This window comes from Alphaproteobacteria bacterium US3C007 (assembly GCA_034423775.1).
GTDB classification, from domain to species: domain Bacteria; phylum Pseudomonadota; class Alphaproteobacteria; order Rhodobacterales; family Rhodobacteraceae; genus Thalassovivens; species Thalassovivens spotae.
This window is the reverse complement of the sequence record CP139918.1, coordinates 2,773,184-2,783,908: the sequence shown is the minus strand read 5'-3', so window position 1 is coordinate 2,783,908 and position 10,725 is coordinate 2,773,184. Positions and strand designations below refer to the sequence as shown.

General features: G+C 50.7%; 9 protein-coding genes. 2 read left to right on the top strand and 7 right to left on the bottom strand.

The window, feature by feature from the left end; all coding sequences use genetic code 11:
- Window positions 1-145 precede the first annotated feature (145 nt).
- From UM181_13280 to UM181_13270, 3 genes are read right to left on the bottom strand one after another with little or no spacing between them, the layout of a single operon-like run.
- Complete coding sequence (locus UM181_13280) at window positions 146-1,354, bottom strand: cyclopropane-fatty-acyl-phospholipid synthase family protein (GenBank protein WQC62282.1); 1,209 nt, start codon at window positions 1,352-1,354, stop codon at window positions 146-148.
- Between the two features lie 6 nt (window positions 1,355-1,360).
- Complete coding sequence (locus UM181_13275) at window positions 1,361-2,794, bottom strand: deoxyribodipyrimidine photo-lyase (GenBank protein ID WQC62281.1); 1,434 nt, start codon at window positions 2,792-2,794, stop codon at window positions 1,361-1,363.
- Between the two features lie 36 nt (window positions 2,795-2,830).
- Window positions 2,831-4,051: an aminotransferase class V-fold PLP-dependent enzyme gene (locus tag UM181_13270; GenBank protein WQC62280.1), complete on the bottom strand. Its 1,221-nt coding sequence runs from the start codon at window positions 4,049-4,051 to the stop codon at window positions 2,831-2,833.
- 313 nt (window positions 4,052-4,364) lie between these two features.
- Between UM181_13270 and UM181_13265 the strand changes: the two genes are divergently transcribed.
- Entirely contained in the window at window positions 4,365-6,050 is a 1,686-nt protein-coding gene (locus UM181_13265) for a BCCT family transporter (GenBank protein WQC62279.1), read from the top strand.
- A 103-nt stretch (window positions 6,051-6,153) separates the two neighbouring features.
- Here UM181_13265 and UM181_13260 read toward each other — a convergent pair whose 3' ends face one another.
- Genes UM181_13260 through UM181_13245 form a run of 4 tightly spaced genes read right to left on the bottom strand, consistent with a single transcriptional unit; the run spans window position 6,154 to window position 9,827 of the window.
- Window positions 6,154-7,146: an acryloyl-CoA reductase gene (locus UM181_13260; protein WQC62278.1), complete on the bottom strand. Its 993-nt coding sequence runs from the start codon at window positions 7,144-7,146 to the stop codon at window positions 6,154-6,156.
- 10 nt (window positions 7,147-7,156) lie between these two features.
- Window positions 7,157-8,260 (bottom strand): dimethylsulfoniopropionate demethylase, encoded by a 1,104-nt coding sequence (locus tag UM181_13255; GenBank protein WQC62277.1) that lies wholly within the window; start codon window positions 8,258-8,260, stop codon window positions 7,157-7,159.
- Window positions 8,261-8,315: 55 nt separating this feature from the next.
- The gene (locus tag UM181_13250; protein ID WQC62276.1) at window positions 8,316-9,020 is read right to left on the bottom strand and encodes a DUF1326 domain-containing protein; all 705 of its coding nucleotides are present in this window, start codon (window positions 9,018-9,020) and stop codon (window positions 8,316-8,318) included.
- Between the two features lie 24 nt (window positions 9,021-9,044).
- The gene (locus UM181_13245) at window positions 9,045-9,827 is read right to left on the bottom strand and encodes a DUF2182 domain-containing protein (GenBank protein WQC62275.1); all 783 of its coding nucleotides are present in this window, start codon (window positions 9,825-9,827) and stop codon (window positions 9,045-9,047) included.
- Between the two features lie 100 nt (window positions 9,828-9,927).
- Between UM181_13245 and UM181_13240 the strand changes: the two genes are divergently transcribed.
- Window positions 9,928-10,695, top strand: coding sequence for a FadR/GntR family transcriptional regulator (locus UM181_13240; GenBank protein WQC62274.1), 768 nt, complete (start codon window positions 9,928-9,930; stop codon window positions 10,693-10,695).
- The last annotated feature ends 30 nt before the right edge of the window (window positions 10,696-10,725 follow it).

Genomic DNA, 10,725 nt, shown 5'->3' with positions numbered 1-10,725 from the left:
GCTCTGGGCACATAACTCAAGCGAAAGCCCCGCTACGCTATTGCAGTTTTGTGAACTGTGGGTCTGTTTTTAAAGACCATAGATCAGACGCAGCGGGTGCAAGGCATAGGTAAAGATCACACCCCATAACGCGCCCAAAAGCCGGCTACCGGTTGGTCACGGTAATCTGCGTGACGTCACAATTGCTGGTCGAAAACGTTGCAGCGCAAGATGTAAGGTAAAAATTCCACATGCGGCGAAAGCGCTCATCAAATCCCAAAGCCGCGACTTGATCCCATTTTCCATTGAACACATCATGCCAGCGGCGCAAGGTTTGCGAATAGCTTTCGCCAAATTCTAAGGATCGGACCACATTCAGACCGGCGGTTTCAATCTCGGTTCTCAAAGCGCTCGGACTTGGCAGCATTCCACCCGGAAAAATATATTTCTGAATGAAATCCACACCTCTTTGATAGACGTCCCAGCGCGCATCTTGCACCGTTATAATCTGAAGCGTCGCATGCCGCCCGGGTTTCAAACAATCGCGCAAAACTTTAAAATATGAAGGCCAATATTTTTGACCCACAGCTTCAAACATTTCGATGCTTGCAATCCCGTCATATTGCCCGGTTTCATCCCGATAATCTTGCAGCTTGAACTCTACCAAATCGGACAGGCCCAATGCTTCAATGCGTTCGCGGGCAAATACAAGCTGCTCGTTGCTCAGGGTAAGGCCGGTTACCCTTAATCCATGCTCTTTTGCAGCATATTCTGCAAATCCACCCCACCCGCAGCCAATTTCTAAAATATGATCACCCGATTGCACATCCATCTGTTCGACCATCGAGGCGTATTTAGCCAATTGCGCATTTTCTAAGCTTTCTTGTCCGGTTTTGAACAAGGCAGAGGAATAGGTCATCGTTTCATCAAGCCATAACTGATAAAAATCATTGCCCAAATCATAGTGGTAACTGATATTTTTCAACGCTTGTTTTTTTGAGTTGCGCTGTAGCCAAAATCGAAATTTTTCATAGAAACGCACCAACGCCATTCCCGGAAATCCATCATACAAATCGTCATTATCTGCGTGTATCAAATCCATAAACGCCTGCAAGTCTGGCGTGCTCCACCACTGATCCAGATAGGCATCACAAAACCCCAAATCCCCCTCTCGGATCAGGCGCGCAAAAATATCAGGATTGTGAATATTCAACTGCGCGATCGGGCCCTGGTTTCTGCCAATCGCCCGAAACACGCGGCCATCGCTTAGAGCAAAGTCCAACTGGCCAAAATTCATATTGCAGGCCATATCAAACACTCTTGAAAAATAGCGTGGCAAGTTCTTTTGATTTTGGGTCGACGTAAACAGCATCATTACCTCTTAAAAGTCACGGTTCTTATAGTTATCTAACGCACGCTGACGTCCCTCGGCCAGCGAAATAACGGGGTTAGGATAAGCCAAATCAGCAGATAAATTCCAGCTTTTTGGTATAGCCTCAAAATAAAGTGAAGCGGTACGGCTTGGCGCAGAAGATCCCTCGGCCAGCCATTGGCGTTGATACAGGGTTTTGGGATCAAATTTGGCCAATTGCGTCTCTGGGTTAAAAACCCGAAAATACGGAGTGGCATCCGGCCCCGACCCTGCCGACCATTGCCAACCCATCGCGTTGCTGGCAGCGTCCCAATCGATCAAACACGATTCGAACCATCGCAATCCGATACGCCAATCAGTCATCAGATGTTTTGTAAGGAAGGAGGCCACGATCATTCGGCCTCGGTTGTGCATGCGCCCGGTTACATACATTTCGCGCATCGCAGCATCAACAAAAGGCATGCCTGTGCGGCCTTGTTTCCATGCCAGTACTGCCGGATTCTGTTCATCTTTGTTCCAAGGAAACCTATCCCAACCAGGTTTCCAATTTTGATCCAAAATATGCGGCGTATGATGCATCAGGTGATAGGCGAACTCGCGCCAAACAATCTCTTTCAAAAACGTCTCAGCGCCCTCTTTGCCATCCTGCAAGGCCCGCAGGCCGGCATGCCAGCATTGATAGGGGCTGATTTCCCCAACAGCCAGGTTTTCCGAAAGACCAGAGGTGCCCAAAACGGCCGGAACGTCTCTCAACCGATTATATGAGGCAATGTCGGACTGACAAAAATCGGCCAAACGCGTTTGCGCTGCCTCTTCACCCAGCCTTACATACGAGCGCACGACCGCCGCCCCCCGTTGCATCCCAGATCCAAGTGACCAGCCAGACAGGTTTTCTGAAGGTGGAAAATTAGCCGGTGCTTGAAGTTTTACCACGCCGGGTAGCGGCGCGGGAATGTCTCGATTTTTAACCGCATTCCAAAAAGGCGTGTACACCTTATAATAGCCGCCTGTCTTGGTTTCTACGCTCCACGGCTCATGTAGCAATTTACCGCCGAAACTGCGCGCATTAATCCCAAGATCTTTCAGCTTTCCTTTTATATCGCTATCGCGCTGTACCGATTTAGGGTCATACTCACGCGCCCAAAACACTGCATCGGCACCGCTTTCTTTGATCAGCGCGCGCAAGGTTTCCAGCGCTGCGCCAGATCGAAACGTCAGCCGGCTTCCAACCCCCTGCAACGCCTGATCAAACTGTTCCAAACCCAGCCCAAGCCGCCATTTTGGCGCCGCACCTAAACGATCCACAGCCGCGTCTCGAATAAACACCGGCAGCACCGGCCTGCCCTGCTCAGCCGCGGCACGAAGCGCTGGATTGTCACTCAGACGTAAATCGCGGCGAACCCAGTAAATAATCGGAGCGTTTTGCTGCACATTCCCTCGCATATTTTTAGCTTTTACGATGCCGCAACCTGATCTGGATCAAAGTAAATCATCTAGTGCATTCAGCAATTTATCAATTTCGGCTTGGTTCGTATAATGAACAAAACTCAGCCGCAACACGCCTTGATTAGGATCAACACCCATCGCGCGCAACGCCCGATTGGCGTAAAAATCCCCATCACCTGCCATGATGCCGCGCGCGGCGAGGGCTTTGGCCATGGGCCGCGCCGAAGTTCCCAGATCAATCGCAACGGTTGGCGCGCGATTTTCGGCTTTGTCAGACCCGAGCAGCCGCACCGCGTTTTTCGCGCGCAAAAGATCAAGCACAGGCTGTAGTAAGCTTTGCTCATGCGCCCGCATCAAATCATGAACCGCCTCGGCGCGCTTTACTGGTACTGCAGCCGCCGTGAAATGCGCCTCATATAGTGCATCAATATAATCAGCCATACCCGCACAGGCGGCTATTTGCGCATGATCAGGCCCTGCCGGCGTGAACCGTTTGCTTAGGTAATCCGAATTGAAAAAATGCCCCTGATTGGGCAATTGCCGCGCCAACGCTTCGCGCACCACCATAATACCCTGATGCGGACCATAGGTTTTATAGGAAGAAAACAGATAGATATCTGCCCCCAATTCGGCAAGGTTTGGCAGGCCATGCGGCGCATAGCTCACCCCATCTACGCAGGCAAAAGATCCATTTGCATGTATCAAAGCAACAATCTGCGCAACGGGGTTCACTTGCCCCACCACGTTTGAGCAATGCGGAAAACACACCAATTTTACGTCTTGGTCCAATAGATTCTCTAAGTCGGCAATATCCAATTGGCCGGTTAAAGCGTTTAAACCCCATTCTTTGACAATAATGCCCGCATCTTCAAGCCGCCGCCACGCCCCTGAATTGGCTTCATGGTCCTGGTTGGTTACAATAATCGCATCGCCTTTTGCCAAAAAAGCCCTGAAAGCCTGCGCAAGCACATAGGTATTTTGGGTCGTTGATGGCCCAAAACTAAGCTCTTCCGCCGCAACACCCATCATGGCGGATAAACGCGCACCCGCTTCATCCATCTCGGCGCCACCCAACCCAGAGGCTGCATAAGCCCCATAGGGTTGAACTTTACGCTGTGTGTAAAATCGGAACAAACGATCGATCACCTGCTGACAGGTGTAAGAGCCGCCCGCATTCTCAAAAAATGCCTGTCCCTGCAAAGCAGCTTCGCTGAAAGCGGGAAATTGAGATCTTACAAACGCACAATCAAGCATGGCAACCCCGGTATAATGAGAGGAAGACAGGACCCAATTTTAGCCCCAGTTACAAGCCTATTCGACCAAGCCACCCCCCAATTTTCACAGATTGACCAAATTTATACTTTTGTATATAAAAACAATACTAAAGACTATTTATTAAAGAATATTTTTAAATACGCCCATGCAGCAGCCAGTGGCCAACCATGAGTGCAGCGAAATAAACGTAAAAAAACTGATAAGATTTAAGGGTTAAGCGGCAAACTCATCTAAACGCAAAGCTAAAAAATTTTGTTAGACAAGATCGTTTACCAGTAAAAAGGATAACAAAATGGCCACAAAGCCAGCATTAATGAACCTTCCAATAGAAACATCTGATACGGGGTTTTATTCCGGATTCAGCAAGGACGTCACCATCAGTGCGAAAATATTGGTAAGCGCGCTGATTATTTGGGCGGTTGTTTTTCCAGAAAACGCCAGCAATGTCCTAAGCGCCTTAAATTCGTTTCTGTTAACCAATTTTGCCAGTTGGTATATCTTCGTCATCGCCTTCTATGTTGTGGTTTGTTTGTTATTTGCTCTGGTTCCAAGCTCGGGCAAGCTCTTGCTTGGCCGACCTGGCGACACACCCGAATTTTCGAATTTTTCTTGGTTTTCGATGATGTTCGGCGCTGGGATCGGGATCGGAATGCTCACCTTTGCAACCGCCGAACCAATTTATCATTTTGGTAATAATCCCGACGTCATTCGCGGATTGTCCACGGGATATGAGGCCGATAATGTGCGCGCAGCTTACCGCTGGTCATTCTTGCATTGGGGCGTCTCTGCTTGGGCCTGCTATGCGTTGGTCGGCCTAGCGCTGGCGTATTTCTCTTATCGGCGTAACCTGCCCCTCACCATTCGATCCGGTCTTGCGCCTTTATTCGGCAAAAGCCTTTCGGGACCGGTCGGCAGCATTATTGACATCGTAGCCGTTGTGGCCACGGTGCTTGGCGTGGCCCAAACCTTGGGCTTTGGCGTTCAGCAATTTGTTGCAGGCTTGCACCGTGTGGGTATCGGAGACTGGGTGTTAAACGCGGAAGGCACGGCCTCGACCGCCGGCATCATCCTTGCGCTTTTGGTGATAATGGGCGCCTCAACCCTATCGGCGCTTTCGGGCGTGGGCAAAGGGATCAAATGGCTTTCAAACATCAATATGGGTCTAAGCTTTTTCATATTGTTCTTTTTCCTTGTCTTCGGCAGTACATTCTTTGGCCTGCAGGCGCTGATCGTTGGCATGTTTGATTATTTTGTCACGCTTCCGAAAACCTTATTCACCGTCTGGAAGGCCGACGGCAGTGAAACCGGCGATGCGTTAAGCGCGTGGCAAGGCGCCTGGTCGGTGTTTTACTGGGCTTGGTGGATCGCTTTTGCACCTTTTGTCGGTGTTTTCCTTGCCCGAATTTCAAAAGGCCGCACCATTCGCGAATATGTCTTGGGCGCAATGCTTATTCCCGCCACCATGTGTTTTATTTGGTTTGCCATCGTTGGGGGAACCGCCGTTGATTTAACGCTGGATGGCACCGCTGGCGACAGCATCATCACGGCGGGTTCACAAGCACAGCTTTTTGTGATGCTCGACGTTATTCTTAGCAGCTCGCAGGCCTGGATGATGGCGGTTGTCGTGGTGATCCTCTTGCTGACCTATTTGGTCACCTCAGCCGATTCCGCGGTCTTGATCATTAACACCATCAATTCCGGTGGCGATGAAGGGCCCAAAGGGCGCCCGCATATTATCTTTTGGGGCTCGGCTTTGGGATTGGTGGTTGGCGCGCTGTTGATTATCGGGGGCTTAGGAGCAATTCAAACGGCTATGGTGATTGGCGCCCTGCCCTTCAGTATGGTGATGGCATTGATGGGGATCGCGCTGATAAAGGCTATTTATAAAGACAGCATACGCGAGAAAGCCGGCGTCGAGATTATTTATGACCCAAGCGCGGATGCAAACACCAAAGCTGAAACGCCAGACGCGGTTTGACCAAAAAAAAGGTGCGGGATTAATACAGCCCGCACCTGTTTCAAAAAAAAAGCTCCGCCCGAACAAGGTTTCAAAACCCAGCGGCGGAGCGTTTTAAATGGGGCTACGCATTCACATCCACAACCACGCGCCCTTGCACTTGACCTTTCAGGATTTGCGCCCCCAATTCGGGCATATCAGCCAATACGGCTGGGCTAATCATCGCCTCAAGCTTGTCCATCGGTAAATCTTTGCCGATCCGCTGCCAGGCGCGAAGGCGGTTTTCATAAGGCTGCATAACCGAGTCGATGCCCAAGAGGTTAACGCCTCGCAATAAAAATGGGATAACGTTGGCGGGCAGTTTCGCACCGCCCGCATTGCCAATCGCCGCGGCCGAACCGCCATAAACCAATTGGCCTAAAACACGCGCCAGCATTTCGCCGCCAACCGCATCTACGATCCCCGCCCAACGCGCCGATTCCATCGGCCGTTTAATCGCCTCATTCACCTCATCGCGCGGTATGATTTCGCTAACCCCCAATGATTTTAAATAGGCTTCGCTTTCAGGCCGCCCCGTGACGCCGGCAACTTTATAACCCAAATTCGACAATATCGCGACCGCAATTGAACCCACGCCGCCCGCGGCCCCTGTCACCAAAACCGTACCTTTTTCGGGTGTAAGGCCGTGATCTTCAAGCGCAAGAATACCAAACATCGCAGCGATTCCCGCAGTGCCAACCCCCATTGCTTGTCGCGGTGTCACGCCATCGGGTAGCGGCACAAGCCAATCCGCCTTCACCCGAACTTTTTGAGAGAAGCCCCCCCAATGTGCTTCGCCAACGCGCCAACCGGTCAGAACCACCTTATCACCTGCGGAATAACGGGGATCCTGCGAGCTCTCAACCGTTCCGGCAAAATCGATCCCCGGCACATGCGGATAATTACGCACCAAACCACCGCCATTGGCGGTAAAGCATAAACCATCTTTATAATTGACCGTAGAATAATCCACCGCAACGGTCACATCCCCGTCAGGCAATTGCTCTTCCGACAACGCTTTTATCCCAGCTGTTACCGTTCCATCTTCGTCTTTTTCAATCAAAACTGCATTGAACATAAGTTTTCCTTTAAATCCAAAATTTCTCATGCACGCGCGCTGCGCGCACGCCATCCTTTGTCACCACATCAACATCGGTGCCAGCATCCCAATGCGTCATACGCACCATACCAATCGCAACATTGGTTTTAAAGTCAGGAGACCAAGCGGCTGAGCTGACCGCGCCGACTTGTTTGCCTTTGGCCATCACCGGCCAGAGCTGATCGCAGGGGCCCACGGGCAATCCCTCAATTTCCAGCGCGCGAATTTGTTTCACAGGGCCTTCTTTGGCAACCCGCAGCAACGCGTCGCGCCCGATGCACCCAATCGCCGTTTGCGTGTTGCAAAACTTTCCCAAACCACATTCATGCGGCGTGTTTTGCATTGTCATATCATTGCCAAAACTTAGCAATCCACCCTCAATCCGCTCAATCAAATTCGGGCAACCCGCCCATACATCATAGGGCTTTCCAGCCTCCATCAGCGCGTTCCAAAGATCCATCCCAATATCCGAACCTTCAACATAAATTTCAAATCCGCCTTGTTTTGAATATCCCGACCGCGCAATAACCAAGGTGCGGCCCTGAAAATCAAACATCCCATAACGAAAAAACTTAATATCGCGAATGGCATCGCCAAAAACGTTCGCCATCAAATCATCCGCCTTTGGGCCCTGAATGGCCAAGGGCGAGATATCAGGCTCATCCACCAAAACATCGAGACGCAAAGAATGCGCGATCGCTTTAACCCAATGCAGCAGATCACTATCCGCAATGGAAATCCACCAACGCTCATCCGAAATCTTGACGGCAACCGGATCATTCAGCATCCCACCGGTTTCATCCACGATTGGCACGTAAAAACACTGACCAGCCAGCATTGAGCGCAAATCTCGAGGGGTCAGCATCTGCATTAACCGCCCCGCATCAGGGCCGCGCAGTTCAATCTGGCGCTCGCAGGCCACATCCCAGATCTGCACCGCAGATTTAAGGTGATGGTAATCTTCTTCGATCGAACGAAACATCGTTGCCAGCAGCATATGGTTATAAACCGTATATGCTTTTACCCCTGCGGCTTCCACGCCATCAGAGAACGGAGTGCGCCGCAAACGGCGCGAAGGAGAAATCAAAGCCATCGCTATTCAACCTTTGACAAATATGGGAATACCCAAAAATTTTCAAAAAGAGCCGCTATTTCGGCCCATGCCAATCAATTTGACAAATTTCAGCTGACTTGCCGCCAAAATCCCAAATACGACCAAAGTCGCGTACTTTTGATTTTAAACCACGCGCCGCAACGATATTGGGACCCATCCAATATTTGGAATTCTGGATCATAACCGGGCTGTCTGCATCTTTGCCTTCTAAAGCTTCAATCTCGCCGGCGATTTTACGGCCTATATACAACCCGCGGCGATTGCCTTCGCGCATGATTTCCACTTTTTCTCGCTCGGCGCCAATGATCTCAGAGACCAGCATGGTGAATAATCCCGTCGTTCCACCAGCCGCACCGCTGAAAATTTTCAGCAAGCCATTATACGCGGTTTGGTTGGCGCGCTCATCAATATAGGCCGCCACTTTCCATTGGCCCTCGCCCATCCGCCCAGGGATGTCGACAAGCAGACCAATATTCAAACCCGACAGGCTTTCGCCCTGATAATGGCCCTCATCAATCACAACCGCCATCCAAGCATGGCAATGCCCTTCTGTTGGAGGATGCGCACCCAAAGATACCACGCAGGGGCAAAAGACGGTGCAAGAGCAATTCATGAACAGCTCGCCCTTAATCGCCCAATCCGTGGGGTTCATCTTCCGGCGTTTAGGGTTGTCCATTCGCTGATCAATTCTTTGACTGATCGGCAACCTATCCGCATCTGGACGTTTTTTAACCGCCATTTTTCATCACTCCCATTTACAAATTTACCCTGCAACGGCGAGAACACCGCCGCCCAAGATCAACAAAATACCCATCGGCTTTGTAACCCGCTGTCCTATTTGCGGCAATTTTTCCAGGACCATGAATAAAGTCGCAGCCCCCATCCACAGCAAGCTCATCACGCCCCCGACAAACCCCAAAGCCATAAAACCCCAACAGCAGCCCACGCAAAAGGCACCAAGGCCAAGCCCCATACGAACACCGCCCATAAAGCCCGGCTTCCACTTCCCCAAGAAATACAAGCTTGGGCTGTGGCAAACCCCATGACACAGCTCTTTCATGCGCGTGAATTGAAACGCGCCAACCGCAACCAATAACGCAACGGAGACTGCTTTTGATTTGGCTATCCCCAACATGTCGACGATGCCTTGATAGAGCAGCAACAATTGCACTGAGGCAATCGCCGCAGCAAAAACCAGCCAGATAACCATATAGCCCAACACCACGCCCAGCCAACCGGCCCGCGTTCCATCCGCACTGATCATCAAATCCTCATAACTGCGCAACGTTGGCACCATAGTGGGCAGCATCATCGCCGCCATCATGATCGCCCACATTCCAAATACGGGGGTGAACCGCGCCATCGGCATCGGCATTCCCATACTAGGGTCCATGCCGCGCATTTTTTCGGCCATCATACCCGGCCGACCAATCAGATCCAGCCCCATGGACAGGCTCATATCAAACATAACCCACCACGCAAGTAGAACGCAGGCAAAGAAACCAAGCCAAAACACATTTCTAAAAGGGATCTGTTTTTCGTTCATAAAATAGACCTATTTAATAAGATCACAGAGAGGATCGGCCAAATATCGACTCACATATAGAGCTTGCTTTTCTAATGTCAGACTTTTAATTGTCTGACAAATGAAAATTGATCCCACAAAAAATACTGATTATTCAGCTCAGATCGCAAAGGCCATTCGCGACGCGATTATAGGCGGTCAGTTAAACGTGAATGACCGCTTGCCCTCAGAAGCAGAGTTGGCAGAGCAATTCGAAGTCTCGCGCCCCACCGTGCGCGAGGCTTTAAAACGGCTGGCCGCTCAATCTTTGATCCGCACGCAGCGCGGCGCATTTGGAGGAGCGTTTATCAACCAGATCAGCTATGAAGAGGCCCATAGCCAACAAATCACCACCTCAACGCTGCTGTTATCAATGAATGATGTCAGCTTTGACGTGGCCTGCGAGGCGCGCTTTGCGCTTGAACGTTCTTGCGCGCCTTTCGCCGCCCAGCGCCGCACCGCAGACCAGTTGGCAACCATGCGCGCTGAAATACACCGTCAAACCCAACCGGGATTAAGCGATGAAGGCTGGTGTGCGTCTGATGTAACCTTTCATCGGGCCTTGGTAGAATCGGCGCATAACGTGATCCTATCTTATCAATTAACCGGAGCTGTTGAAGCGATGCAGCCGCTGATGAACATGATCACCTTTACCGCGCGCAACCGAGAAAAAATTATCAGCTTGCACACAGATATCGCAGATGCGCTTGAACAACGTAATCAACAGCAGATAGAGCATGCGCTATTGGCCCTGAGCGATTATACCAAAAACCTCGCGGATAATGTTTTTGCAGCCAAGCAAAAAAACAAAACCGACATTGATAACCAAAAAAAGGTCTATCCTGACTGAAAGATCTAAGCTTGAAAAAAGTCTTTGATC